15 protein-coding genes are annotated in these 26,678 nt (G+C 57.7%); 10 read left to right on the top strand and 5 right to left on the bottom strand.

All coding sequences use genetic code 11. The annotated features are described in order from the left end of the window. The first annotated feature begins 240 nt into the window (after positions 1-240). The 7 genes from QWJ34_RS01650 to QWJ34_RS01620 all read left to right on the top strand — a co-directional run bounded on the left by QWJ34_RS01650 (position 241) and on the right by QWJ34_RS01620 (position 8,513). Positions 241-915, top strand: coding sequence for a hypothetical protein (locus QWJ34_RS01650; protein WP_302725307.1), 675 nt, complete (start codon positions 241-243; stop codon positions 913-915). 185 nt (positions 916-1,100) lie between these two features. Beyond that, on the top strand, positions 1,101-1,850 hold the full coding sequence (gene gpmA / locus QWJ34_RS01645) for a 2,3-diphosphoglycerate-dependent phosphoglycerate mutase (protein WP_302725306.1): 750 nt from the start codon (positions 1,101-1,103) through the stop codon (positions 1,848-1,850). Positions 1,851-2,160: 310 nt separating this feature from the next. Continuing rightward, positions 2,161-2,736: a GNAT family N-acetyltransferase gene (locus QWJ34_RS01640; RefSeq protein ID WP_302725305.1), complete on the top strand. Its 576-nt coding sequence runs from the start codon at positions 2,161-2,163 to the stop codon at positions 2,734-2,736. Positions 2,737-3,641: 905 nt separating this feature from the next. Then, positions 3,642-4,001 (top strand): class Ib ribonucleoside-diphosphate reductase assembly flavoprotein NrdI, encoded by a 360-nt coding sequence (nrdI, locus tag QWJ34_RS01635; RefSeq protein WP_302725304.1) that lies wholly within the window; start codon positions 3,642-3,644, stop codon positions 3,999-4,001. After that, positions 3,988-6,072, top strand: coding sequence for a class 1b ribonucleoside-diphosphate reductase subunit alpha (gene nrdE / locus QWJ34_RS01630; protein ID WP_302725303.1), 2,085 nt, complete (start codon positions 3,988-3,990; stop codon positions 6,070-6,072). The genes nrdI and nrdE overlap by 14 nt, the downstream gene beginning before the upstream one ends. Positions 6,073-6,339: 267 nt before the next feature. Then, entirely contained in the window at positions 6,340-7,329 is a 990-nt protein-coding gene (nrdF, locus tag QWJ34_RS01625; protein ID WP_302725819.1) for a class 1b ribonucleoside-diphosphate reductase subunit beta, read from the top strand. A 206-nt stretch (positions 7,330-7,535) separates the two neighbouring features. After that, positions 7,536-8,513: an NAD(P)-dependent alcohol dehydrogenase gene (locus QWJ34_RS01620; RefSeq protein WP_302725302.1), complete on the top strand. Its 978-nt coding sequence runs from the start codon at positions 7,536-7,538 to the stop codon at positions 8,511-8,513. A 416-nt stretch (positions 8,514-8,929) separates the two neighbouring features. On the opposite strand, the gene QWJ34_RS01615 is transcribed toward QWJ34_RS01620, so the two are convergent. The 5 genes from QWJ34_RS01615 to QWJ34_RS01595 form a co-directional block, all read right to left on the bottom strand. After that, positions 8,930-9,979 carry a hypothetical protein gene (locus QWJ34_RS01615; protein WP_302725301.1) on the bottom strand — a complete coding sequence of 350 codons (1,050 nt, stop codon included), beginning with the start codon at positions 9,977-9,979 and terminating at the stop codon, positions 8,930-8,932. A 228-nt stretch (positions 9,980-10,207) separates the two neighbouring features. Further along, positions 10,208-15,316, bottom strand: a complete 5,109-nt coding sequence (locus tag QWJ34_RS01610) for a S8 family serine peptidase (protein WP_302725300.1) — start codon at positions 15,314-15,316, stop codon at positions 10,208-10,210. Positions 15,317-15,677: 361 nt separating this feature from the next. Further along, positions 15,678-19,199 (bottom strand): S8 family serine peptidase, encoded by a 3,522-nt coding sequence (locus QWJ34_RS01605; protein WP_302725299.1) that lies wholly within the window; start codon positions 19,197-19,199, stop codon positions 15,678-15,680. A 628-nt stretch (positions 19,200-19,827) separates the two neighbouring features. Beyond that, complete coding sequence (locus QWJ34_RS01600) at positions 19,828-22,122, bottom strand: YcdB/YcdC domain-containing protein (protein ID WP_302725298.1); 2,295 nt, start codon at positions 22,120-22,122, stop codon at positions 19,828-19,830. A 699-nt stretch (positions 22,123-22,821) separates the two neighbouring features. Continuing rightward, positions 22,822-23,505 (bottom strand): TIGR00266 family protein, encoded by a 684-nt coding sequence (locus tag QWJ34_RS01595; RefSeq protein WP_302725297.1) that lies wholly within the window; start codon positions 23,503-23,505, stop codon positions 22,822-22,824. A 123-nt stretch (positions 23,506-23,628) separates the two neighbouring features. On the opposite strand from QWJ34_RS01595, the gene QWJ34_RS01590 reads away from it, so the two are divergent. The 3 genes from QWJ34_RS01590 (at position 23,629) to QWJ34_RS01580 (ending at position 26,583) form a co-directional block, all read left to right on the top strand. Then, complete coding sequence (locus QWJ34_RS01590; protein WP_302725296.1) at positions 23,629-24,321, top strand: peptidylprolyl isomerase; 693 nt, start codon at positions 23,629-23,631, stop codon at positions 24,319-24,321. Between the two features lie 18 nt (positions 24,322-24,339). Continuing rightward, the gene (locus tag QWJ34_RS01585; RefSeq protein ID WP_302725295.1) at positions 24,340-24,627 is read left to right on the top strand and encodes a YkgJ family cysteine cluster protein; all 288 of its coding nucleotides are present in this window, start codon (positions 24,340-24,342) and stop codon (positions 24,625-24,627) included. 288 nt (positions 24,628-24,915) lie between these two features. Further along, positions 24,916-26,583 carry a methyl-accepting chemotaxis protein gene (locus tag QWJ34_RS01580; protein WP_302725294.1) on the top strand — a complete coding sequence of 556 codons (1,668 nt, stop codon included), beginning with the start codon at positions 24,916-24,918 and terminating at the stop codon, positions 26,581-26,583. Positions 26,584-26,678 lie beyond the last annotated feature (95 nt).

Genomic DNA, 26,678 nt, shown 5'->3' with positions numbered 1-26,678 from the left:
CCCCACCCTATAGACCTAATCCGTTTTTTATAATAGATAGGACTGCATCTTGTCCAAGCGTAATCTCCTTGCCAATTTGCATTCTCACCCCCTTTCGGGTAACAATGATGTAAGCCTTCCCGGGTTCAAAGAAGGTATAATGAGAAAAAACCTCGACGATCCGTCCGGGTCGATAGCGGGGAGCAGCCGTGTAACTTTTCAGAAAGTCCGGCGTATAACCATTTGGAGGTGTTTGACCGAATGAATAAAATGAAATCTTTATCTTATCTGGCCCTGACGCTTATGCTGACCGGCGTACTGAGCGCCTGCGGCAGCAACGAAGCCGCTTCTCCGGTACCGGATGCCGAGCAGAGCTCGCAATCCGACGGCGAAGTCACCAACAACGAAGAGGAAACGATCGCGGACGACACCGCGGAACCGGCCGAAGAACCGGATGCCGCCGCGGAAGATACCGAAGCAGCGGAAGACAGCCCGGCCGCGGACAGCACGCCTGCGGACAACAGCGGAACTTCCGGCACGACCGATTCTTCCTCGTCCGATACGAAGGAAAGCGGCAAGACCGACACCGCACCGGCCGACAGCGGCAAGACGGAAACGCCCGCCGCAAGCACCGGCGGTACATCCGGCACGGATTCCAAAGACACCGGCAAGACCGATACGGCTCCGGCCGAAACGCCGAAAGACGGAGCGCTGAACGGACAGGGCGAATACAGCGGCCTGGCCGACAGCCATACCGTCGAGATCGAAGTGGACGGCAAAGCGGTCTCGTACCAGCTGTCCGAAGCAGCGCAGGACCAGATCTCGACGATCCCGTCGCAGGCGATGGTCAAGTACACCTACACCGAAGACAAGATCGACGACCAGACGACGGTGCTGACTATCACGGAGATTACGACGCTCGACGGCGGACAGTAATGCTTTTTCGCTTCATCCCTCCTGCCTGCGGCCCCGCGCCGCAGGCAGGAGGGATTTTTGCTTTCTTTCCGTATTCATTTTTCGAACTCCCTTTCAAAATGCCTCGCCTGCTTTAAATAGTAGAAGACGGCTTATGGGCAGCACAGTAAATCGAAAAAGAGAATTTGCCAAAAGGAGATGCAGTTATGTACCGCGTAGTGATGGTAAGACACGGACAAAGCGAATGGAACCAACAGAATTTGTTTACGGGCTGGACCGACGTGGACCTGACCGAGCGGGGACTGGACGAGGCCAGGGAAGCCGGACAGATTCTGCGCGAAACGGGGTATATCTTCGACGCCGCTTTTGCGTCGGTCCTCCAGCGCTCGATCAAGACGCTGTATCACGTCCTCGACGAATTGGGCCTGCTCTGGATTCCCGTAGAGAAATCGTGGAAGTTGAACGAACGGCATTACGGCGCTCTTCAAGGTTTGAGCAAATCGGAAACCGCCGAGAAATACGGCGAAGAACAGGTGCATATCTGGCGGCGCAGCCTGAACTCCCGCCCTCCCCTGCTCGAAGCCGGCGACAAACGCCGTCCCCAGGAAGACGCGCGCTACTCCAAACTCGATCCGGGCTTCCTGCCCGCCGGAGAAAGTCTCCAGGATACGATCGACCGAGTCGGCGAATACTGGGACGACCGCATCGTTCCCCTGATCCGCCAGAAAGAACGGATTATCATCGCCGCCCACGGCAACACCATCCGGGCGCTGATTAAATTTATGGAGGACCTCGAAGAACATGAACTGCTGGATTTGAATATCCCCACCGGCGTTCCGCTCGTTTACGAGCTGGATGACGAGATTAAACCGATTCGGAGGTTTTATTTGGGGCATCCGACGAAAGTGGAAGAGAAGAAAAGGGAAGCTGCTGATCCCGAGCAGAATCCGGATTAAGCAAGAATCCGGGTTCTGCTCACCCTAGTTTTCCGGAGGAAAACCGAACGGGGCCTTTCCCCTCAGACTCGGAATGCAGATTCCAATAAGAATCTGCATTCTGATCCATGGTGCCCCATCTTTGAACGACCGGAAATTTCCGGAAAGTTCAAAGAAATCTTTTGACTTTAATCTTTTGACTTAATCTTTTGTCTTAATCTTTTGTCTTAATCTTTTGACTTCGATCTTTTGTCTTCGATCCCTGAATTTAATCTTTCAATCCTCTAATCTTTCAATCCCTACATACTTAAAGCCCAAAGGAGGCACATCCATGACTCCCTCTTTCCGTATCCGCCCCGCCGCTCCCGGCGACGCCTCCGCCGTCTCGCTCTTAATGCTCGAGGCGATCGGCGATATCGCCTACACCATCTCCGGCACGGAGGATCTGCCGGACACCCTGTCGGCGCTCGAAGAACTGTTCCGGCTGCCGAACTGCCGGCTGAGCTTCCGCAGCGTGCTCGTCTGCGAAGCGGAAGGCGGCGGCATCGCCGGCTTCGCGCTGAGCTACCCCGGCGCCGAGGCCGCGGCGCTGGACGAGCCGCTGCTCAGGCGCTTGCGGAGCCGCGGCCTGCCGACAAGCGGCCTGGTGCCGGAGGCTCGTCCCGGCGAATACTACCTGGATTCGCTGTCGGTGGACGAGGCTTACCGCGGGTCCGGACTCGGGACCCGGCTGATCGAAGCGTTCGAGCGCCGGGCGGCGGAGCTCGGCGAGGCGAGGGCGATGCTCCTCGTCGACCGCGCGAACGTCAAAGCCCGGGCGCTGTACGAGCGCCTGGGCTACCGCGAAGACGGCTCCGTGGAGCTGAGCGGGCACGCATACGACCGGATGGCGAAGCCGGTCGGTTGAATCTTAACGGGCCCAGACCGGATGGCCGAGCCCGCCGGAGCCGCATCTGCGGCTGCAGCTTCCGGCCCGCACTTCGTCCGGCGCCGGGTTTTCAATCAGGTTTTTCGTCTCGATGCCGACTTTTCGGTAACGTTCCGGTCGGGGCCCCGCAGTCGGCCTCCGCTGTTCACCCATTCATGCAACTAAGCAGCAATTTGTGCTGATTTCGCCGTTTCGGCCGCGATTGCTGCTTATGCGCATCAATTTCAGAGCGATTACCGCCTTTTCGCCAAACTCGTCCTTCCCTCTTCCAATATTGATGCCGATCCGCAGCAATCGTCTCATTTTCCGGCTAATCCGCCAAAATTGCTGCTTATTCGCACAATTCGCTCCGCTCCGCCTCGTCCGCTCCGATCCGCATCCTTCCTCTATATCTAGTTTTCCTTTCTCCGCCGCCCCCGATCTATCCCCACTATCCCCGTCATCCACAATATACAGCCCCGCCGTTATCCACCGCTGTCCACAGTTCACCCCTCGTCCGCACACACCTTTTCCACTGCTTATCCCCATCCTTTTCCCGCATACCTAACTTTTTTTCACCGTTAAAACACAAAATTTTTTGCACTTTTTTACCTGCCGGCTTCGTTCTTTGTCTTTCGCTTGAGCCAGCTTCCGCGCCACTGCGCCATTCGCGTAAAAATCCTCTGCTCTTTTTGGCGTCAATTCCCGTTTAGCCGGTGCCGTGCGAGGAAAGCGCCCTTTTTCCTGCGATTGCTCGCTTTTTCGCGTCCGCAGCCAATTTCCAACGATTTATTTTTCTCGAATTTGTGCTTTGACAATCCCCATATATGGTTATAGAATGATTAACATTGACTCACTTAAACCTATATCTAGTTATAAGTGAGTACGAAAGGATGTCGGTGAACATGGTGATCGCTTACGATTCCAAGACCGGAAACGTACGGAGATTTATCGAAAAACTGGAACTGCCGGCAGTGCAGATCGACGAGGCAATGAAGCTGGACGAGCCTTTCATCCTTGTCACGTACACCACGGGCTTCGGCCAGGTACCTGACCGCGTGAAGCTTTTCCTGCAGCAGAACGGACAGCAGCTTCGCGGCGTATCCGCCAGCGGCAACCGCAACTGGGGGCAGTGCTTCGCCAAGAGCGCGGACACCATTTCCCAGACCTACGGCGTGCCGGTCCTGTGCAAATTCGAATTATCCGGAACGAAAAAAGATATCATTCATTTTAAAGAGGAGTTGAACACCCTTGCGGCATATTGAACTGAACAACCAGCTGATGCTGAGAAACGCGGACGGATTTTTCCGGCTTGAGAAAGATAAAGAGGCCGTTTCGGCATTTATGGAGGAAGTCGCGCAGCGCAGCCTGACTTTCGGCAGCTACGGCGAGCAGGTCGACTACATGATCGAAAACGACTACTACGAGAACGTGTACGAAAAGTACACCCGTGAGGAAGTCGTTTCGGTATTCGAGACGTCGCACAACGTTCCGTTCGAATTCGCATCGTATATGGCCGCTTCCAAGTTCTATACCGATTACGCGATGAGAAGCAACGACAAATCGCTGTATCTCGAACAATACGCCGACCGCGCCGCGATCGTCGCTCTGCATCTGGGCGGCGGCAATGCCGATACGGCCAAAGCGCTCGTGACGGCCATCATGGAGCAGCGCGTACAGCCGGCGACCCCGACGTTCCTCAACGCGGGCAAAAGCCGCCGCGGCGAGCTGGTATCGTGCTTCCTGCTGGAGATGGACGACGCGCTCAACTCGATCAACTACGTGCTCTCGACCTGCATGCAGCTGTCGAAGATCGGCGGCGGCGTAGCCGTCAACCTGTCGAAGCTGCGCGGACGCGGCGAGCCGATCAAAGGCGTCGAAGGCGCGGCCAAAGGCATCATGCCGGTGCTGAAGCTGATGGAAGACGCATTCTCCTACGCCGACCAGATGGGACAGCGCAAAGGTTCGGGCGCGGCGTACTACAACATTTTCGGCTGGGACGTACTTGAATTCCTGGACAGCAAAAAGATCAACGCCGACGAGAAATCGCGCCTCAAAACGCTGTCGATCGGCCTGATCGTTCCGAACCGCTTCTACAAGCTGGCGGAAGAAAATCAGCCGCTGGTCGTGTTCGGTCCTTACTCCGTGTACAAAGAGTACGGCAAGCATCTCGACGACATCGATCTGGACGCGATGTACGACGAACTGCTCGCCAACGACAAGATCAAGAAAAAAACCGTGATGAGCGCCCGCGACATGCTGGTGAAGATCGCCATGATCCAGCTCGAATCCGGTTATCCGTATATCATGAACAAGACCAACGCCAACAAAGATCACGCGCTCAAAGATCTGGGCATGGTCAAAATGTCCAATCTGTGCACGGAAATCTACCAGCTCCAGGAAACGTCGACGATCGGCGATTACGGACAGGACAACGATATCCGCCGCGATATCAGCTGCAACCTGGCTTCGCTGAATATCGCCAACGTCATGGATCTGGGCAAGATCCGCGAGTCGGTGCACGAAGCGATGCTCGGCCTCACCGCCGTCAGCGATATGACCGACGTGCAGAATGCTCCGGGCGTAGCCAAAGCGAACCGCGAGATGCACTCCGTGGGCCTTGGCGCGATGAACCTGCACGGCTTCCTGGCGAAAAACAAGATTGCCTACGAAAGCGACGAAGCGATCGACTTTGCGCGCACGTTCTTCATGATGATGAACTACTACTCGATCGAAAAAAGCATGGAGATCGCCCGCGACCGCAGCGCTACTTTTGCCGGCTTCGAGCAGTCCGAATATGCGAAAGGTACATACTTCGACAAGTACGTACAGACCGATTACAGCCCGCGCACCGATAAAGTCAAAGCGCTGTTCGGCGGCATGCACATCCCGACGACGGCCGACTGGAGCCACCTGCGCACGCTCGTTCAAGCGAACGGCCTGTATCACGCGTACCGTCTGGCGATCGCGCCGACGCAAAGTATTTCCTATATCCAGAACTCGACATCGAGCGTAATGCCGATCGTCGACGCGATCGAGACCCGCACTTACGCGAACTCGACCACGTACTACCCGATGCCGTACCTGTCGCAGGAGAACTTCTTCTACTACAAATCGGCGTACCAGATGAACCAGTTCAAAGTCATCGACCTGATCTCGGCGATTCAGGAGCATATCGACCAGGGTATTTCCGCGATCCTGCACGTCAACAGCAACGTGACGACGCGCGACCTGGCCCGCTACTATCTGTACGCCGCGCGCAAAGGCCTGAAAGCTCTCTACTACACGCGGACCAACCACCTGAGCGTGGAAGAGTGCATCAGCTGCGCGATCTAAGCCCGGACTTTGCCCGATTCGACTTTACAGCCGCACAACGATGAACCCGCGGGGCGCTCTCTGCAAGATCCGGTTTTCCGGCCCGAGCATAAAACGCCCCGCTTTACTTTTGACCGAGCATGCTCCATAATAAACAGTCTGTGCCGCCCGTCCTGCACGGGCATTACTGCGGTCCGCGCAACCCAACTATATCCACATTTTCCTTTTTATTTCATAGATGCTCCGCCCATAATCTTATCCACCGACGAAAGGGATGATTGAACGATGATCAAAGCCGTGAACTGGAACCGTCCCGCCGACGACTTTACCCAAATGTTCTGGAACCAGAATATTATGCAGTTCTGGACCGACGAAGAAATTCCGCTGTCCGACGACAAAATGTCCTGGATTACGCTCAGCGAAGACGAACAGGAAGCTTATATGCAGGTACTGGGCGGCCTGACGCTGCTCGATACGGTGCAGGGCGGCGTCGGCATGCCCCAGATCATGGAGCACGTCGAGAACCTCCAGCGCAAAGCCGTGCTCGCCTTTATGGGCATGATGGAACAGATCCACGCCAAGTCGTACAGCAGCATCTTCACCACGCTCGCTTCGACGGAAGAGATCGACAAAGTGTTCCGCTGGGTCGAAGAGAATCCGCTGCTCCAGAAGAAAGCGGAAATCATCTCCCGGTACTACCAGAATATCCAGTCGCCGAAAGACCTGTACCTGGCGATGGGCGCGTCGGTCATGCTCGAAAGCTACCTGTTCTACAGCGGCTTTTTCTACCCACTGTACCTGGCCGGACAGGGCAAAATGACGAGCAGCGGCGAGATCATCGACCTCATCCTGCGCGACGAAAGCATCCACGGCCTGTACGTCGGCGTGCTGGCCCAGGAGATTCTGCGCGACCTGCCGGCTTCGGAAGCCGAAGCGGCGACCAAAGAGCTGTACGAGCTGCTGCATACGCTTCAGGCAAACGAAGAAGAGTATACGGCCCAGCTGTACACGAAGATCGGGCTCAAAGAAGAAGTCGACAAGTTCGTGCGCTACAACGCGAACAAAGCGATGATGAACCTCGGCCTGGAGCCGCAGTTCGAAGAAGACGATGAAAGCATCAACCCGATCGTCCTGAACGGACTCAAAACGCAGACCAAACAGCACGACTTCTTCTCCAAAAAAGGCAACGGCTATGTGCGTACGGTGCACGTGGAGCCGCTGCGCGACGAAGATTTCCTGTTCGATACGGCGGATGCGCCGGTCACGAGCGGGCTGTAAGCGTCAAAGAGGAAAGCGACTTTTTCTTCTAAAATCAAGAAGCTTCGCACGCATGCGGAAATCCACTCGTTGGGATTCCGTTTGCGGGCGAAGCTTCTTTTTTTGATCGATGCGACTCTTTCCCGCTCTATTTCCTGCCGAAGCGGTTTATGATAAGAGATAAACAGGCAGTGCGCAGAATATAACGAAACGAGGCGATTCATCGGATGAAAGCGGCAGTAATACGCAAATACGGAGGCCCGGATACGTTCCGCATCGAAGAAGTTCCGGAACGCGGCCCCAAAGCTGGGGAGATCAAAGTCCGCAACGTGGCTACGTCGATCAACCCGATCGATTTCAAAGCGCGCAAAGGTTATTTGTTTGTCGTATCGGGCTTCCGGTTCCCCAAGATTCTGGGCGCGGACTTCGCGGGCGTGGTCGAAGCGTGCGGCGCAGGCGTGCGGAACTTCAAGCCGGGCGACGAGGTATACGGATTCACGGCAGCTGCGGGCGGCAAAGGCGCGCTGGCCGAATCGCTGTGCTGCAAAGCTTCCGTCGCTTCGGCAAAGCCGACATCGCTCGACTTCGAGCAGGCCGCCGCTCTTCCGCTGGCCGCTTCCACCGCCTATCGGGCGCTGACCAAAGAAGGCGGATTGACGGCGGGCATGCGGGTGCTGGTGGTCGGCGCGACCGGCGGCGTGGGGCATTTTGCCGTACAGATCGCCCGGATCTCCGGCGCGCATGTGACCGGCGTCTGCCGCTCTTCCGGCGAAAGCGCGGCGCGCGAGCTGGGCTGCATCGATGTGATCGCCTACGACCGGACCGACTTCCGCCGCAGCGGGCAGACGTTCGACCTGATCTTCGACGCGGCGGGCAAGTACGGGTTCGGCGCCTGCCGCGCTCTGCTGACCGCGCAGGGTACGTATGTGACCACGATCCCCGGTCCTTCGATCATGCTGCGGCGGGTGCTGACCGCGTCCGCTTCGGGCCGCAAAGCCCGCTTCGTCGCCGCCAATTCCAACGACCGCGACCTGAGCCTGATGCGGCAGTGGTGCGACGAAGGACGGCTGAAGCCGCTGATCGATGCCGTTTTCCCATTGGAGGAAACGCGGCAGGCGTTCGAGCGCGCCGAATCCGGGCGAACGCGCGGGAAAGTGGTGATTCGGACGGGAGAGACGAGCGGAAGTGTAGGGAAGGCTGAATAACTGAATGATAGCAGGCTGAAAAATGTGCGTATAACAAGGAATGGGACAAGTCCCATATCTGTATGTAAAAAATATGGATGGCAGATCAGCATTTTTCGGAAAAATTTAGAAGGTAGGACTCAAATGCTGACTAAATGCACACATTTAAAGAAGGAAATCGCTAAAAATATCGATTTCTTTATAAAATGTGATCGAAAAGTCAACATTTTACTGCCGATTTCTTTTTTTTGAAAGAAATATTGACCAAAAGCGCAAATTTTCAGAACGATTAAAAAAATTTATACAAAGCGAGAATCAAACGGATTCTCAATCGTTGTTTTCTTTGTAAGCGAAGTATTTTTTTACACCACATTCCAGACTCGATCAGGAGCGGGCAATCGAAGCGCTGATTCAATGTCCGTTCCTTTTTATAAGCGTTATGAGCGCAGCTCATTCCGTCCTCTTCGTTCTTCCACCGCCCGATTGATCGCTTCCATCATCTTATCCGAGTCTTTTTGTTCGAACAGAAAAAACGTTCCTTCCAGCAGTTCACCGTTCTGCTCATGGTCGAACTCTTCGAAGTTCACGCCTTCGTCGCGCAGATAGCTTCGGGCATCCTCCAGTTCTCTCCAGGAACGAAGCGTTTCTTTGCACTCCAGCGCATGCAAATTCACGACCAGCACCGTTTCTCCGCCGATCTCAAAGTACAAATAGCCTCTATTCACACGAGGCGCGGCAGGTACGGAGCGTTCCAGCGTCAATTCATGCTTGATCGGGCTCATCGACATCAGCAGCAGCAGAACTTCTCTTGTATCCGCGTCGACATATAGTTCAAGATGCGGAACGAAGCCGGCGAAAAAGCGCAGTATAAGCGAGTGTTTAAGCTCGTCTTCCAGCTTCCAGCCAAGCGGAAAAAGCCCGTATTCAGGCGGCGTCTCCAGGTTGAAATGCGTGCGAAGCAGAAATTCGCGCAGCGGCTCCAGTTCTCGATGCTGCGCTGCGGGAAGCGGCTCCAGCGAGCTCGTCAGGATCTGAAACCGAATCCGGCTTTTTTCATTCTCCCAGTGTGTTTCTTCAAGCTTACGGTGTTTGTACAGATCGCGCATCAGCGGAAGCACTGCCGTATCCGTCTGTTCGAACAGCGGATGCGCTTCCGGCCGAAAATTTTGCAGAGACAGGCTTTGCCGCGCGTTCTCACCCTGTTCCTCGCTGTCGCGGACATGCAAAAGTTTCGTAAAATACGGAGCGATCTCCCGCATAATCAAATCCTGCTCGGTCTCGTCGCGAAATGGGATTTGAATGTGAATCGAATCGCCCAACCATGCGCCAACCGCAGCATAATATTGACCCAGTAAGCTCATTGCTTCGGGCAGATGCGGCGGATCGATCTTCTGTATGCGCGGAAATTTCGTATTCGGACGCCATCTTTCCTGTTTGCGTTCGCTACTGTATTCCAATTCACTGTAATTTTTCAGCCAATTGTACAATTCAATCCGCTCCTTTACCTGTAAGTATCGAGCCTACTCGCATGTCGCTTTTTCCAGGTTTATCCTTATCAAGGTTCATTGTAAAAGAAAATCAAAAGATCGGCAAAACAAAATATCCTCCGGGAAAAAGAGACCTCTTCCCGGAGGATGTAATATCATACTTTTAAATGTCCCTGTCTGCACGGCGCTTTGCGTGGAGACTCTTGAAACTAATGCCGTCCGCCGAACTTATTCGATCAAACCGGCGCGCTCCAGCAGGTTCTCAAGCACCGTCGCCGCCGCTTCGCGGGTAGCCGGCGATTTCGGATTGAAGAACGTTTTGCCCCCGCGATCTTCGCCCTGTATCAGGCCGAAGGAAGAAGCGGCCGCGATGCCGGACTTCGCGTAAGGCGCGAAGCTTGCAGCATCGGCATAGGAAACGCTACCGGACGAAGCGTTCAAGTCGAGTAGCTTCGCCGTGTTCGTCAGCAGCACCGCGAGCTGTTCGCGGGTGATCGTGGCGTTCGGATCGAATTTGCCTCCGCCCGTACCGCCGATCAGCCCCGCTTCATAGGCCGCAGCCACGTCGCCCGCGAACCAGTCTTTCGCTTTGACATCGCTGAACGGAGCCGCATTTTGACTTTCCAGTCCCAGCGAACGGACGAGCATCGAAGCGAACTCGGCGCGGGTGACGCTGCGTTTCGGCGTAAACGTCGAAGCCGACGTGCCGTTGATCAGCAGCTTGCTCGACAGATTCCGGATCGAGTCTTTCGCCCACGAATTCGAGATATCCTTGAATACCGACGGAGCCGATACGACCGCGTAGGTCGAGAAGCCCGGACGGCTGACCGTCACGAGCGTGCTGCCGTCGGACTGACGCTCCAGCTTGGACGCGATCGGACGAAGCGTACCGTTTTCTTCGTAGACAACGCCCGCCTGGCCGGAAGAAACAGCGGCCGGAACAGTGAACGAGCGGGTGACGAACGTGCTGCCGGTCGAGGTCAGCGAGACCGACTTGCCGGCTGCGTTCGTCGTGCTCACTTCGAACGATACCGGAGCGCCGATTACGCCGGCGCCGTTCTTGAAGCTTTCGAAAGCCGCGCTTTTCGATGCGGCCGGAGCGATTCGCACCAGCAGCGACGAACCAGCGGACACGCCGCCGATCAGCTCGGACGGCAGAGCGACCGCGCCGGAAGCGCTGGATACGACCAGTGTCGCTCCGTTCGCCTGCTTGAGGGCGCCGACCTGCGAAGCATCGAGCGAGACTTCCGCGCTCTGCGCCGCAGTCGTCGGAACTTCGACGACAAGCGTACGGCTGCCGGAATCGAGCGCCTGACGCAGCGCCGCTTCGTCCAGCGAAGCTTTGGCTGCGCCGCCTGCCGACGAACCGACGATCGGCGTCAATGCCGTGCTCGATCCTCCCGGCGATACCGCGCCCGCCAGAGCGCTGCCGGATGCCGGAGCCGCCGGCGGCGTAACCGCGCCGGTTGTTCCTCCGGTCGTACCGCCTCCGGCGCTTGTTCCGCCGCCGGATACCGCTCCGCCTCCTGCAGCGGCTCCACCGCCGGACGACGCTCCGCCTCCTGCAGCAGCTCCACCGCCGGACGATGCTCCGCCTCCTGCAGCGGCTCCACCGCCGGACGATGCTCCGCCTCCTGCGGAAGCTCCTCCGCCGGACGATGCTCCGCCTCCTGCGGATGCTCCTCCGCCGGACGATGCTCCGCCTCCTGTGGAAGCTCCTCCGCCGGAGCTGGACGCCGCGGTCAGTGTAACCGGCACGCTGACGGTCGTTTTCGCGCTGCTGCCGGGCTGGGCCGACGAGATTGCGACGGTCAGCGTTACGCTCTGGCTGCCCGAAGCCGGAAGAGCCTTGAGCGTGCCGTCCGTCCCGATCAGGGAAGAAGCGTTGCTACCAGTTACCTGGTAAACCAGACCGGAACCAACCGGAAGCGTAAGCGCCGGGCTGCCAATCTTGGTCGTATTGGTTACAGCGGCCGCCGCATTGAACGCGGACTTGGCCGCATTGACTTTCGCGACTTCGCCGTCGGCAATCTTGTAGCCGACGTCGATGGTGTATTCGATAGCGGTATTATCGCTTCTTTTGACTACCTTGCTGTTGGCGTCCCACTGAACCGCAGCGACCTGGAGCCGATAAATACCGTTCGGCAGTTTTTTCTTGACGCCGCTGCTTGTCGTATAGCTGTCCGACACATTGTTAAATGTGTATACCTTCGGGCTCAGTGTTTGCAGGCCGCCGGAAGCGTTGTTTTGATACACCTGACCGACATAGCCGAGTCCGATGCCTTTTTCATCGATCACATTCAATTGAAGGAAGTTCGTGTCCGAAGCCGTCAGACGAAACGAAACATTGGTCGAATCGTCCAGACCGTCGCCGTCCGGCGTGACAATCGTGCGCGTCGAAGCGATCTGCTGGACGCCGAAGCCGTTGACCGGCTGTTCGCTGCCGACATGCAGCACGAACGGCAGGTGCAGTGTCGGACTTAACGGATCGGTGGCGGTCAGTACGACCTGGCCTTCGTACACGCCGCTCGGCGCATCGGATGCCACTTTGATATTCAGTTGGAACTGGGACGCTGTGCCGGCTGCCGCCGAAACGACACCGTTCGGATTCAATCCGGACAGGCTGGCCTGGATCTTGTTGATATCCGGCGTCGCGACCGGCTTGCCCGGATCGCTTGTGACGCTCGGATTCAGCTGAACGCTGGCCGAATAGCCTGCGTAATTCCCCGACACGTTTTTCAATTGAAGCGTTTTGGACTGCGACGATCCCGCGGCCATCATGCCGAAAGCGGCGGAAGACGCATAGTTGTCGATCTGCGACGCATTGAGATTCTTGTCCAGCAGCGTCATCGGCTCGATCACTTGAAGCAGAGCCGGGGTCGAATTGGCGTTAAAAACATCGATTCGGCCTGCGCCCTGCGAGTACACGTCGTAGCGCGTTCCGCCGGCGTTGGAGACGGTAACCGACGTGTTCGCCAGCGCCGCGCGAACATCCGCCGGCGACCAGGCCGGGTGGCTTTGCTTCAGCAGCGCCGCCGCGCCCGCTACATGCGGGGAAGCCATGCTGGTGCCGCTCATCTGCGCGTAAGCCGAATTGTAACTGCCGCCGTACGCCGGATAAGCGGACGTAATCTGCACGCCCGGCGCGACGACGTCCGGCTTGATGCTGAGACCGTCGTCGCTGTTCGGGCCGCGGGAACTGAACGGCGCCACATGATCGCCCGCCTGCGAAGCGGACGGATAAGACGAGCCGAAGCTCAGCGTGAAAGCCGCTCCCGCGTTGGCCGGATCGGTCAGCGTGCGGGCCAGCGCCCGGCCCTGCGAACCCTGCATATCGAAGACCGGAATATAATTCGCGCCTTCGCCGAGGAAGCCTCCCGCTCCAATCAATCCGTCGCGCCCGCTTATGCTCGTCGACAAATCCGCCTGACCGGCGTTCGAAGCGGACACATTGCCGTTAAAGATCACAAGCGCTTTGGCGCCGGCTTGTTTGGCCGCCACGACCTTGTCTTCCAGCGAAGTGCCTCCGCGCGACACGAGTACAACTTTACCGGCCGGGTCCTGGCCGTTATTCAGCAGCGCGGCGTAATCGTCCGCCGTGCCCAGATTGGCATAGACCGCGGAATTCGCGTTCGTGCCGAGCTGCGCGGCGAAGTCCGTGCGGCCGGTCTGCCAGGCCATGAGCTTGAGCGCATAGGCGCCGGACTGCGGCGCTTTCTCCGCCGCCGGCTCCAGTTCGCCGGCTTCCGCGCCTGCCGGCTGTGCTTCGGCCGGATCGACGGCGTCCGAAACTTCGGCCGCCGACGGCGTGTCTCCGGCTTCGGCAGCCGGAGCTTCCGCGACCGTATCCGACGGCGCACCGCCGGATACGGCCGATTCGTCCGCCGGAGCGAATTGAGCGGGATCGGCCAAAGCCGCCGCAGAAGAAACGGCTTCCGCATTACCCGCTTGAAGCGGCGCAAAAGTCTTCTCGCCCGAAGTTCCGCTGTCGGCCGACGGCGCGGCGGAAGTCGATCCTTCCGCAGCCGACGGGCCGGAAACCCGATCGGACGACGCTTCGGCGGTCTTCGGCGCGTCAACGGAAGAAGGCGCGGCCGAGCTGTTCGTTTTGGCCGTCGAAGAAGAGTCCGATACGACTACGCTTGCGGTAGCGCTCGCGGAGTAAGCGATCGACGGGCTGTCCACCGCGCCGACCGAAATCGCCAACTGCGAGGAAGCTGGGGAACCCATCGTATAATAATAATTGCCGCCGCTCGAAGACGCGGAATTGCCGTTGGCGACAACGGCGGTAATGCCTTTCAGCACCGCATTGTCGATCGCGACCGATTCCGGGCTGGTCGTGCTTTTCTGCCCGTCCGAACCGAGCGACAGGTTGATGACGTCCATTCCGTCTTTGACGGCGTGTTCGATCCCGTCGATGACCTGTGCCGTCGTGCCGCCGACCGAATTGGAGGCGGCGTTGTAACCGAGCACTTTATAAGCGTACAGATCGGCTCCGTAAGCGACGCCTTTCTGAGCGGCTCTGCCGCCGGTATTGGCGTTGCGGCCCACAATCGTGCCGGCGACGTGCGTGCCGTGATTCGTGCCGCTGAAGCTTCCGCTTGGCTTGTCTTCATACGGATCGTTGTCTTTATTGAACGAATCGTAACCGCCTTTGTAAGCGTCCTTGAGATCCGGATGCAGATAATCGACGCCTGTATCGATGACGCCTACTTTGATTCCGGCTCCGCTCAGCCCTTCCGACCAGACCCGGTCTGCGCCGATCTGCTTCAGCGGATTGATATCGTAGCCTTCGGTATCGGTCTGCGCAAGCGGCGCGTCTTCGACCGGAACTTCCTGATAGGTTTCGTTCGCGTCGATCGAGATCACGCCCGGAATTTCGGCCAATCTCGGAATATCGCGCGAAGACACGGTGATCTCCATGCCGTTGAGTACAGTGTCGTACGTGTAATTGACCTGCAACGCGATGCCCAGTTTGGCCGCCGCGCCGACAAACGACGACTGCTGCGCGTCGATGCTGCGTTCGGCCGACTGCGGCGAGAACGTGCTGTCGCTCTGCTCCGCTTCGTACTGCGTGACCGCAAGCGGATCGCGGCTGAGCTGCACGATTACCCGCTGTTTGTGCGGGGAGGTTGTATCCACATCCGGCGAAACGACTTCTTTTTCCGGCGCTTCCGCGGCGTTCAGCAGCGCTTCGGAGCGGGCCTGCTCCAGAGCGGAAGACGTTCCGGAAGAGGGCAGCGGCGTGACGGCGGGCTCGGCGAACACCGCGTACGGAACAGCGGTTCCGACCGTGATTGCCATCGCAAGCGAGAGATTGGATACTTTTCGGGCCATTCGTTTATTCTTCTTCAACAACTTCCCTCTTTTCTGACTGGTTATGGAGTAAAAAACGTCCGGGTCAGGCATGCGCGAAACCCGATTCGTTTGCGTAAATTTCGAGAGAGTGACTGACAATACATTTATCCTACCCCGCTTTTCAAGCTCGCGCATCCAATAGACTACCTATTCAATTGCGCGCTACGAAAAATATTTTTTCTTCTTTTCAGTACGATTCGGCTATAAAAATCCAGGTCTTTTTTGCCCGTCTCCTAGTTATCGCGCAAAAAAGCCGCCTTTTCGACTTGGTTAAGTCGAAAAGGCGGCTGCTTGAGGAGATCTAAGGCTTTCGCGCAAAGCGCGTCCACCCGCTCGCCGTTTATTTTCCGCTGCCCGGATACAGGGTAACCGGCACGGTAAACGACTCGCTGATTCTGGAATTCTTCTTATAATAAGCGGTAACTTCCAGATTCACGACCGTCGGTTCTTTCGGCAGGGCGCGCAGAGCGCCTTTGCTGTTGATCAGATTCGGATGGTCGCTTCCCGTAACCTGGAACTTGACTTCTTCGGTCGAAGTCAGCTTCAGTACGTTCGGGCCGATACGGGTCGTATTGACGATCGCCGCCTGCTTATCGAAAGCCGCAATCGCTTCTTCGACCAGCAGGATGCGGCGTTCCGCGATCCGGTAGCTGGAGTAAGCCTTATACTGGATCGGATTGCCGTACTGATCCTTTGCAATGGTTCCGTTAGGCGTCAATTGAACGGCCATCAGTTCCAGTTGGTACGACCCTTCCGGCAGACGTCCGATCTTGCCGGTGTCTTCGTCGAGATATACGTTGTCCAGATCTTCGAACGTATAACGGCCCGGGTCCAGAATTTGCAGCTTGCCGGACGCGTCTTCGTCGTAGATCTGGCCGAGCAGGCCGATATACTGGTCGTCGATGCCGTAAACGGCAATCTGCACATAGTTCACGTTAGTCGCCGACAGAGTGAAGGAAACGTCCGTCGTATCACGGTTGCCGTCGCCGTCCGGCGTAATGATCCGGTTCGTCAGCTCGATATCCTGGATGCCGAAGCCGGTTGCCGGCTTCTCGTCGCCGATATGCACCGCGAACGGAAGATGCAGTTCCGGCTGGCCGGAAGCTTGCAGCACCACTTCGCCTTCGTACACGCCTTTCGCCGCATCGGACGCCGGATCGATCTCCAGCCCGAATTGCGTCGATTGACCGGCGGAAGCGCTGACTGCGCCGCCTGCGCCGAGGCCCGTCAATTGTACCGCGATCTTGCTTGTATCCGGTGTCGGAGTAGGTCCGTTCGGATCGGACGTCACGTCCGTATGCCACTTCACGCTTGCCGCATACTGCACCGGCGCACCGGACGTATTTTTCAATTGAAGCTTGTGCGTCAGCGCGCCGCTGTCCGCGTTGACCACGCCGAAGGATGTCGACGACGCGTAGTTCGTCACCGGCACTTCGATCAGATCCGTATTGAGGATCTTGATTTCTTCCACCGCCTGGAGCAGCGCCGGCGTGTGCAGCGCATCCGCTACATAAGCGCGGCCCGCGCCCTGCGAGTACACATCGTACGGCGTGCCTTCTTCGTCGGCGATAACATCCGCCGTGTTCGCCAGCGCGGCGCGTACGTCGAACGGCGTCCAATCTTTGTGCTTCTGCTTAACCAGCAGAGCGAGTCCCGCCACGTGCGGCGTCGCCATGCTGGTGCCGCTGGAACGCGCGTACGCTTCGTCGTAGCTTACGCCGTCGATAAACTTGCCGTATTCCGGATAGCTCGACAGCAGGTTGACGCCCGGCGCCACCAGATCCGGCTTGATGCTCAGCGTGTCGTCGCCGTTCGGACCGCGGGAGCTGAACGACGCCATCTTGTCGCCTTCGACAACTTCTTTCGGATAATCGCTGCCGAATGTGATTTCGAATTCCGGCGTATCCTGTTCCAGCGCCGTTCTTGCCAGCGCGCGGCCTTCGGTGCCGCTCATATCGAAGTACGGCACATAATCGAAGCTGTCGCCCAGGAACGCCAGCGAGCCGACCGGATCGTTGCGGCCCGCAATCGATTCGGACAGATCCGCTTCGTTCGGATTGCTTGCTTTAACGTTGCCGTTGAAGATCACGATCGCTTTGGCGCCGTGCGCCGAAGCGCCGCGAACCTTCGCGTCGAATGTCAGGCTGCCGCGGGAAACGACGACCACTTTGCCCGTTACGTCGATGCCGGCCGCTTCGAGCGCGTCGTAATCCGCATCGGTGCCGAGGTTGGCGTAAACCGCTTCGTTCGGCTCCGTTCCCAGCAAAGAAGCGAAGTTGTCTTGTCCGGTTTTCCAGGCCAGCAGATCGGTCGTGTACGGACCGAATTCTTCGCTTGCCGCCGGCGTGATGGCCTCGGCCTTCGGCTGCTCCGATGCGGCCGGTTGTTCGGCCGCAGGCTGCTCGGCCGCCGCTTCTTCTGCCGCCGACTGCTCCGCGGATTCCGCCGGCGAGCCGCTTTCGATTCCGGCCTCAGCCGCCGCTTCTTCCGGCGTTTGAGCGCCGTCCGTATCGGAGGACGGCGTTTCTTGGCCGGATTCCGGCGCCGCCGTTTCTTCTTCCGGCGCAGGAGCCGCTTCTTCTTTCGGCGTTTCCTTCGCCGGAGCTTCTTCGTCAGGCGCATCCTCACCTACGGAAACCGCAAACGTTCCTTTATAATGGTTGCTTTCGCTTGTGACCGCTCCGACCGAGATCGCCAGCTGCGACGATGCCGGCGAACCCAGCGAGTAGTAATACGGGCCTTCGTCGGCCGCATTGCCGTTCGCGATAACCGCCGTTACGCCGGACAGCACCGCGTTGTTGATCGCTACGGCGTCCGGAGAATTCGGGTCTTTGTTGGTATCCGAGCCCAGCGACAGGTTGATGACGTCCATGCCGTCTTTGACCGCATGCTCGATGCCGTCGATCACCTGCGCGGAGGAACCCGAAGCGCGGCCGGTTTCGATATTGCGGCCGAGCACTTTGTATACATACAGATCGGCTTCGTAAGCGACGCCTTTTTGCACCAGATCCGAAGTGGGGTTGGTGCCGCGGCCGACGATCGTGCCCGACACGTGGGTGCCGTGGCTCGTGCCCGCGTAAGACGTGCCGTTGATCTCGATCGGCGGTTCTTCGTACGGATCGTTGTCCTGCTCGAACGAATCGTAGCCGCCTTTATAAGCGTCTTTGAGATCCGGGTGCAGGTAATCGACGCCGGTATCGATCACGCCGACTTTCAAGCCTTTGCCCGTATAGCCTTCGGCCCATGCTTCGTCGACGCCCATCTGTTCGAGCGGGCTGCCTTCGAAGTTGTCGCCCGGCGCGGCCGCGTTCTGTTCGATCGGAATCTCGTAATACGTCTGGTTCTCGTCGATCGAGACAACGCCCGGAATTGTCGCCAGCGTCGTCAGGTCTTTCGCGGACACGGTGACTTCCAGTCCGTTCAGCACCGTATTGTACTGGTAGTTGACCTGCAGATCGACGCCGAGCGCGGCGGCCCGGCTGACGAAGGAAGACTGCTGCGTATCGACCAGCTGTTCGGCCGAAGCGGAGGAGAAGCTGCGCAGACCCGATTCTTCGGCGGACGATTCCGCCGCCGCTACGGGTTCTCCGCTGAGCTGGACGATGGCGCGCACTTTATGTAGAGACTTGGTATCCAGTTTGGGCGAGATAATCGACGCGGGATCGACGGTCTGGACCGCCAGCGAACGCATAACGCCTGTATTCGCCGTTTCGCTTAGCGAAGGCTTGGACAGCTTGTAAGGGACCAGTTCTTTCTGCGATTGGGCCGATGCCGAGGCGACCGGAATCGCGGCTCCCAGCACCAAAGCCAGACTGAGCGACGCGCCGGAAACTTTACGGAAAAATTGATGCTCTTTTTTCAAAGAAACTTCCCCTCTTTCTCGTTGTCGGAATATAGTCGAGCGTGAAGATCATTGCACACCTCGTCAGGTATACTCACATTGAATACCTGAACAAGCCCGGAAACAGCCGTCAAGCCTTCCCTCCTTTTGTTTTGTTGTCAAAAAGCTTGGCCCCTATGTTAGCATCTGTCTCAATAGTTGACCACCTGTAAATTTTTTGCGCAAACTGTTTCAAAAATACAAAACCGCGAATTTTGTCGAATCAAATTCTTTTTCATTCGCTGTACCTAAGTTTACATTCTTTTAAAGTAAGCAAAAGTCTTATTTTACATTTGTTTTCCACCCGGTTCCTTTTTCACATCCACGACTAAAGACACGGTAAGCATGCTTGCTTTTGAGCATAAAGTTTCAAGTTTTCGACATCTTATAAACTTTAATTATGCCGTGGAATTGAATTTCTTTACAATTCCTATAATTAATCCGAACACGCTGTTCGTTTTTGCGTATTTTCGCTCTTATATCCTAGTCGAACGCTTGGCTTTAGACGGAATTCCCGAACATTGTCCGTTTAGCGTTCTTGCTTTCGCCTATATGCAAAAAAGCGCCGCCTCTATATAAGAGACGGCGCTTCGACGGAAGGATCGGAAGCTTACCAGGAGTTCCAGTTCATAAACGAATCCGTTTTGCCCTGCAGACCGGCCAGTCGGGTCAGCACCAGGGCGGCGTCGGCCCGGCTGATCGTCCGATCCGGCAGGAACTTTCCGTTCTCCGCGGGCAGCAGGCCCAGCTTGATCGCCAGCGCGGCGTCGCCTTTGTGGACGATCTTGTCCGCGTCGCCGATACCCGGCAGATCGACGTTCGAATTGTAATAAGACGCAAGCTTGTCGTATTTCAGCATCTGCATCAGCAGCGGAGCCAGGCTGTCCCGGGTCAAAGCGGACTCGGGATTGAAGTCGGCCGCCTGATCCGGCTTCAACCAGCCCTGCGCGGACAGAAAAGCGATCGCGTCCTGGTACGGGCTGTTCGTGTCCACATCGCGGAACAGCTTGGCGCCCGTCGCATAGCCGTAATACGAATCGAAGCCCGGCTGCAGGGAACGCGCCAGCATAACGGTCCATTCGCCGCGCGTCAGCGGCGTATCGGGATTTACTTTGCCCGCCTCGTCCGGCACGAGCACGCCGTGATCGAGCAGTTCGCGCAAAGCGGCTTCCTGCGCATGGTCTTCGATATCCGCTGCGGAAGCCGAGGGCGATGCCTGGATATCGCCGCCGTAGAGCGTTTTCCACTTGCCGGTATTCGCGTCCAGCACCGTACCGGCTTCAAGGAAGCCGCCCGTTTTCAGCATCGGCACGTAGGTCAGCTTGATTTCCGAGACGGACTGCGACGAAGCGGCCGCGGCCGGACGATCGAAGCGCGTATAATACAAGTCCAGTTTCAGGTTATCCAGAAACGCTTTACGGGCTTGTTCCGGCGTCAGCTTGGCGGAGGAAGGCGCGGGAAGCGTCACACTTTGCGACGACGAAGGTTCGTTGTAATAGAACTCGGTCAGCGCGCCGCTTGCATCGACCGTCACGCTGGCGGTATCGCCGACGACCGGGATGCCGGACTCGAACCGCTGAAATCCGTAAGCCAGCGACCAGTCTCCGGCTTTGGGCGCCGAAACCAGCCGCCACTGCCGCGCGTTCGGCAGCAGTTTGCCGGCCCAATTCAGCGCGGCGGAACGACTTTGTTCCGTCGGCTGCACACTCCCCGTCCCGCTCTTATCGCTGTATATGGAGTAATTGTAGAGCTGTCCGTTGTCGGCGCTGAGCTGCGCATTGATATTTCCCGAAGAACCTTTGGTTGTCCGGTTGAAGTCCAGTACCCAGACCTTGGAATTCTTCTTCGGATAATCCTGGGTATACGTCTGCTGCCCGCCCAGTTTATACCCCGACGGAACCAGACCCAGCTTCTCAAGCTGGCGCTGCGCCGCGTCTTCCGTTTTGAGCGGGGCAAGCAGCGATTCGGCGCCGCCGGCTTCCAGCGCGTCTTTGCCGTCCGCGGCCGACACGTAAGGCAGCCCGCTCGACGCGTCCAGGATTTCGCCGGTCGCGGCGTCGAGCGGCATCGCCGAGCGGTCTTCCGCGATATAGCCGAGCTCGTAGCTTGTCGGCTGCGCAACGCCGGGATTGACGGGCACGTAAGCCAGCTTCAGGCCGAAGTCTTCGGTGTACTTCTTAAGCGCGGCATCGGCCGATACTTTCGGCGACGCCGACGGATAAGGCAGCCGGTTGAGCGAACGCGAATAGCCGACGACTTCGCCGCCCGATCCGATCGAGACATAGGCCGTTTCGCTGCGCGACACCACGCCGTTCACTTTGAGGCCGTACGAAAAGCTGTAGCCGGCTCTGCCGAACAGCGGCGTCAGTTTACTGCTTCCGTACTCGTACGGAAGATCCATCGCAGCGAAGTCGCCGCTTTTCTTGTCCGGCATCGCGCGCAGCAGGAAACGCTCAGCCTGCTCCGAAGCCTGCTCGCGCGACAGTTCCGCGGCTCCGTTTGCCGGCTTGGAATCAGGCAGATAAGCATCAACGACTTCGCCGCTTACGGCGTCGACCGATACGGACACCGTTTGTTCTTCGCGGGCCGAGAGCGTATATGTAAGTCTCCATGTTTTGTTCGAGCTGCTCTCCGCTTCGTAATAAGCGCTGTAATCCACATTGGTTACAAGCGACGGCGTCAGGTTGGCGAACAGCTTCTGCACCGAAGCCGCCGCGCTTGCCGACGACACTTTCGCTCCTTCCGGGATCGAGCCTGTCAGCGCGGACGCCGAGAAATTGGCCGATTCGCCGGTTTCCGCGGCGGACGCTCCCTGCGGCAGCACCGGCGCGCACAGTATGGCGGCCGCCAGAACCGCCGTCGCCGCTTTGCGCGGAGCCGGCAGCTCCCATTTGATATTTTTCATCCCGATTCTCCTCTCGCATTTACCGATTGTGTATGCACGACTTTCCGCGAATTCCCGCCTTGTCGACTGTTGTCTTTGCTCTTTGTTGCAGCGCTTCTTCCTATCGACCGATCATCCCGGCACGCTGCGTCCGGAACGCTTCCCGGCCGCGATTTTATCTTATCATCGCGTTTGCGGCGAGAAGTTACGTTCAGGCAACGAAAAAGTGACAATGACCGCTGCTATATTCATAAAAAGGCTGGATCTTCCAAATCGTTGTTTGATTTGCGCCGTTTCAATAAAAAAAAGTCCGCCGGGTGGCGGACTCGGAGTGTCGAGAATGCGGGCTCTGGTCTCAAAACCAAAATAGGTGCACAGGTACACTTATTTCAGCCAAAAGTCTTCAATTTCTTCAAATAGCGACACAGGTGCAACTATTTGGACGCGAAAGTCTGAATCGAAGCGAAAAAGTTCGAGATAGATGTATGAGTGCAGTTATTTGTCCGAAAACGAAAAACGAAGCCTAAATAAGGTGTTATAGGCCTCTATTTTAGATTCGTCCCGCAGCCTGCTTTATTTTCCAGTCTCTTCTCTGACTTTTCGTTCGAATCGAACCTGCCTATTATTTTCACATCGAATCGTTTCTCGACAGCCTCAGTCCGCCGTATGGCGGACTGCCTTTTTATCGAAACGCCCTGCGGGAGCGGGCGGGCGCGGGGATCAGCCCCGGCTGACCGGCAGGTAAGGCTTGAGCCACTCCGCGAACGAACGCGGGTTGCGGGTCTGGATCAGCACGACGCCTTCGCCGCGGAAGCGGCAGACCAGGCCTTCGCCGCTGGTAAAGCTCGATACCCAGCCTTTGGAGGCTTTCTCGATGCTGTAATTCATGTAGTCGGGCCAGGCGACGAGGTGTCCGTTATCGACGACCACTTCCTGCCCGGCTTCCAGGTTGATCGCGTGAATCGCGCCGTACGACGACAGGAACACGGTTCCTTTGCCGCTGATTTCCACGATAAAGAAACCTTCGCCGGACATCAGGCCTTTGGACAGGTTCTGCATGCGCGTGTTCACGTCGATGCCCGCCGTCGCGGCCAGGAAGCCGTCTTTTTGGACCATCAGGCGGTACGATCCGTCCAGTTCCACCGCTTCGATTCCGCCCGGACCGGCCGGCGCAAGCGTCGCTTCGCCGTAGCGTCCGACCGACAGCAGCTCCTGGAAGAAGAAGGACTCGCCGCTGAGCATGCGTCCGAGGCCGCGCATAATACCGCCTTCCATCGTGCCTTTGAGTTCGATATTCGGCGACATGGACACCATTGCTCCCGATTCCGCTTTGATGCTTTCGTTCGGGCCAAGCTGCACCTGAAGCAGCGGGAACGCGCCCTGGTGCAAAATTTGATATTCCATTTCGATTGCCCCCTCTCCCCTCCATCTTAAATAGATTTTCCGGTCCGCGCAATGGAGTTCCGCGCCCGCTGTGCTATAATCAGATGCAGCATCTCCAACATATACAACCGAGGGGGCAACACCATGTACAGAAACGGGCGAGCCGGGCGTAAAGCGGCGCTGGCCATGCTCCTGACACTGACGCTGATCCTGCTGGCCGCATGCGGTTCCGCAAAGCCGCAAAGCGAAGCGGAGAATCCGCCGGCGAACGAAGAACAAACGACGCCGGGCGAAACGACGACGAACGGCGAGCAGAATCCGATCGTGACGATCGAAATGGACAACGGCGGCATCATCAAGCTGGAGCTGTATCCGGAGGTCGCGCCGAATACGGTCGATAACTTTATTTCGTTGATTAACAAAGGTTTCTATGACGGCCTGACCTTCCACCGCATCGTTCCCGGCTTCGTAATCCAGGGCGGCGATCCGGAAGGCACGGGCGGAGGCGGTCCGGGTTATGAGATCAAAGGCGAGTTTTCTTCCAACGGCTTCGACAACACGCTGAAACATACGGAAGGCGTGCTTTCGATGGCGCGGACGCCGGAGCCGGATACGGCCGGTTCCCAGTTCTTTATCATGCTGGCCGACCAGCCGAGTCTGGACAACGAATACGCCGCGTTCGGCAAGCTGACCGAAGGCATGGACGTCGTGGAAGCCATCGCGGCGCTGCCGACCAACGACAAAGGCAAGCCGGCTTCAAACGAAGGCGTCACGATGACAAAGGTGACGGTCGACACATTCGGCGAAACGTACCCGGAACCGGAGAAAGTCCAGTAGCGCAAGGAGACCCAAACGATGACCCACACCGAATTCGAATGCCGGCCGGACTGCGGCGCCTGCTGCACGGCCGTCTCGATCGCTTCGGCGATTCCCGGCATGCCCGGCGGCAAGCCCGCGGGCGTGCCCTGCGTGCAGCTCGACGAGCGCAAACGCTGCAGGCTGTTCGGCAGCCCGGATCGTCCCGCCGTCTGCGGCGGTCTGCCTCCGTCGCCCGAAATGTGCGGCAGTTCCGCCGCCGAAGCTTTCGCTTACCTGGAATGGCTGGAGCGCGAAACCGCGCCGGAAGCCGGATACCGAGTATAATAAGACGCAAGAACTATTATGAAAAGCCCGCATCCCGCTAAAGCGCGCCGCGGCGGCCTCCAGGCCGCTGCCGCTTTACGGCGAAGCGGGCTTTTCCGGTTTGATTCACCGCGTTTTTACGCGGCCCGGCGCTGTCTTCGCTTCTTTTTCCGGCTGCTTGCAGTATGGGAACTTCCAAAAAAATGGCTCGTTTTTACTACGCCTTTCGCTCCGATTAGTCATTCCCAATGGAATTGTATGGAAGTAAAATAAAAATAATTCCAACGACCGGAAACGGAGGGTTCATTTTTGATCCAACAAAAAAACAAATTGATGCTGCTGCTCTCGCTGGGCACCGTGCTGTTATCCGTATTGATTCATATCGCAGGACGCAAACTGGCGCTGTTCGACTCGATGTCCATGTCCGGCATGGACATGTCGGGACACGCCTCGGTCTCCCGCGCTGCGGGCGGCACTCTGCTGGGGCTGAATATTCTGCTCGCGCTTCCGATCCTTGCGCTGCTCGGCGCGGGCGCTTTGTTTATGCGCGACCGGGCCCACCGCTCCATCCCGCTGCTCGTCACGCTCGCGCTGACGTTCTCCAGTATCTCGCTGGTGGCCGGAAGCGGCAGCAGCACGGAATTCCACTTCTCGATCTTTATGGTGATTGCCATCTTGTGCTTCTATGAAAATATTACGCTGGTGGTGATATCGACGCTGATCTTCGCCGCGCAGCATATCGTGGGCTACTTTTTCCTGACCGAGCTCGTCTTCGGCGCTTCGTCCTATCCGGTCGCCATGATCGCGATCCATGCTTTCTTCCTGATCTGCACTTCGCTGGCGGTCATCGTCCAGATCCGCTTCAACCGCGTTTCGCTCGCCAAAGCCAACGCGCAAAAAGACGGCCAGCGACAGCAGTTGGTCGCCGAGATTATCGACCGTCTGAGCGCCACTTCGGGAGAACTGGGCGTGCAGACCGGCGAATTGAATACCCAGGCGCGTCTGTCCGCCGAATCCAGCAGCGCGATCACCGCGCAGGTCGATTCGATCTACAGCGGCTCGCTGGCCCAGAAGCAGCAGTCCGATATCGCCCGATATACAATCGGCGAAGTGGACAGCGACCTGAGCGATATCGTCGAAGCGACCAAAGAAGTGCTGGACCGTTCGGTCGAAACGTCCCGCTTCGCCGAGCAGGGCAATCACAATATGACCGACCTGATGAGCAAGCTCGCTTCGCTCGAGAACACCGTGCGCCAGCAGGCCGAACATATCGATACGCTGATCCGACATTCGGAAGGCATCGGCCGCATTACTGGCTATATTCGCGAAGTGGCTTCCCAGACCAATCTGCTGGCGCTGAACGCTTCGATCGAAGCGGCGCGCGCGGGCGAATCGGGCAAAGGCTTCGGCGTCGTCGCGGCCGAGATCCAGAAGCTCGCCGCCCAGTCCGACGATTCCGCCGGCACCATCGGCGCTTTCCTGGATCAGATGAACGAAGAAACCAAGCTTTCCGCGTCCGCGATGAAAAAAGTCAACGAAGAACTGGGCCAAGGCATCCGCGCCGCCAACGAGACCGAGAATTCGTTCCAGATGATCCTGGACTACGCGTCTCAGGTCGAGATCAGCCTGGACCTGATCCTCTACTCCGGCAGCCAGGCGCTGACCGCGTCCAAAGATACCCACGATTCCGTGCACAAAATCGCGCGGATCGCCGAAGAATTCACCGGCAGCTGCAGCGAAGCTTCTTCCCTCGCCGGCTCCCAGCTCGAATTCAGCATGCAGACTTCCCGCGTCGCCGTGCTGCTTAGCGGCGCCGTCGACGAACTGCAATCCGTTATCACCCGTATCGGCGACAGCGAGGAGAACACCGACTCCCTTCTCTTCCCTCCCGCTTCGCCCGCTCTATCTGAGCCGCTCACGGATAATTCCTCCGCGAACTCCCTTCCTTCCCCCGAAGCGGAAGTTCGCTCCGCCTGAAGCGAAGCGCGAGTCAGAAGACGACAAATCTTGAAAAACCGGCATAATTCATGTATCATTCAAATATTTGATTCTTAACGATCGACATTAAAGGG

Source organism: Saccharibacillus sp. CPCC 101409, assembly GCF_030518235.1.
Taxonomy (GTDB): domain Bacteria; phylum Bacillota; class Bacilli; order Paenibacillales; family Paenibacillaceae; genus Saccharibacillus.
This window is presented reverse-complemented; position numbering and strand designations above follow the sequence as displayed.

Excerpts from the sequence above, each read along its gene's own strand:
- QWJ34_RS01650 (WP_302725307.1), top strand. The coding sequence starts at position 241 with ATGAATAAAATGAAATCTTTATCTTATCTGGCCCTGACGCTTATGCTG.
- gpmA (WP_302725306.1), top strand. The coding sequence starts at position 1,101 with ATGTACCGCGTAGTGATGGTAAGACACGGACAAAGCGAATGGAACCAA.
- QWJ34_RS01640 (WP_302725305.1), top strand. The coding sequence starts at position 2,161 with ATGACTCCCTCTTTCCGTATCCGCCCCGCCGCTCCCGGCGACGCCTCC.
- nrdI (WP_302725304.1), top strand. The coding sequence starts at position 3,642 with ATGGTGATCGCTTACGATTCCAAGACCGGAAACGTACGGAGATTTATC.
- QWJ34_RS01620 (WP_302725302.1), top strand. The coding sequence starts at position 7,536 with ATGAAAGCGGCAGTAATACGCAAATACGGAGGCCCGGATACGTTCCGC.
- QWJ34_RS01610 (WP_302725300.1), bottom strand. The coding sequence starts at position 15,316 with ATGGCCCGAAAAGTATCCAATCTCTCGCTTGCGATGGCAATCACGGTC.
- QWJ34_RS01600 (WP_302725298.1), bottom strand. The coding sequence starts at position 22,122 with ATGAAAAATATCAAATGGGAGCTGCCGGCTCCGCGCAAAGCGGCGACG.
- QWJ34_RS01595 (WP_302725297.1), bottom strand. The coding sequence starts at position 23,505 with ATGGAATATCAAATTTTGCACCAGGGCGCGTTCCCGCTGCTTCAGGTG.
- QWJ34_RS01590 (WP_302725296.1), top strand. The coding sequence starts at position 23,629 with ATGTACAGAAACGGGCGAGCCGGGCGTAAAGCGGCGCTGGCCATGCTC.
- QWJ34_RS01585 (WP_302725295.1), top strand. The coding sequence starts at position 24,340 with ATGACCCACACCGAATTCGAATGCCGGCCGGACTGCGGCGCCTGCTGC.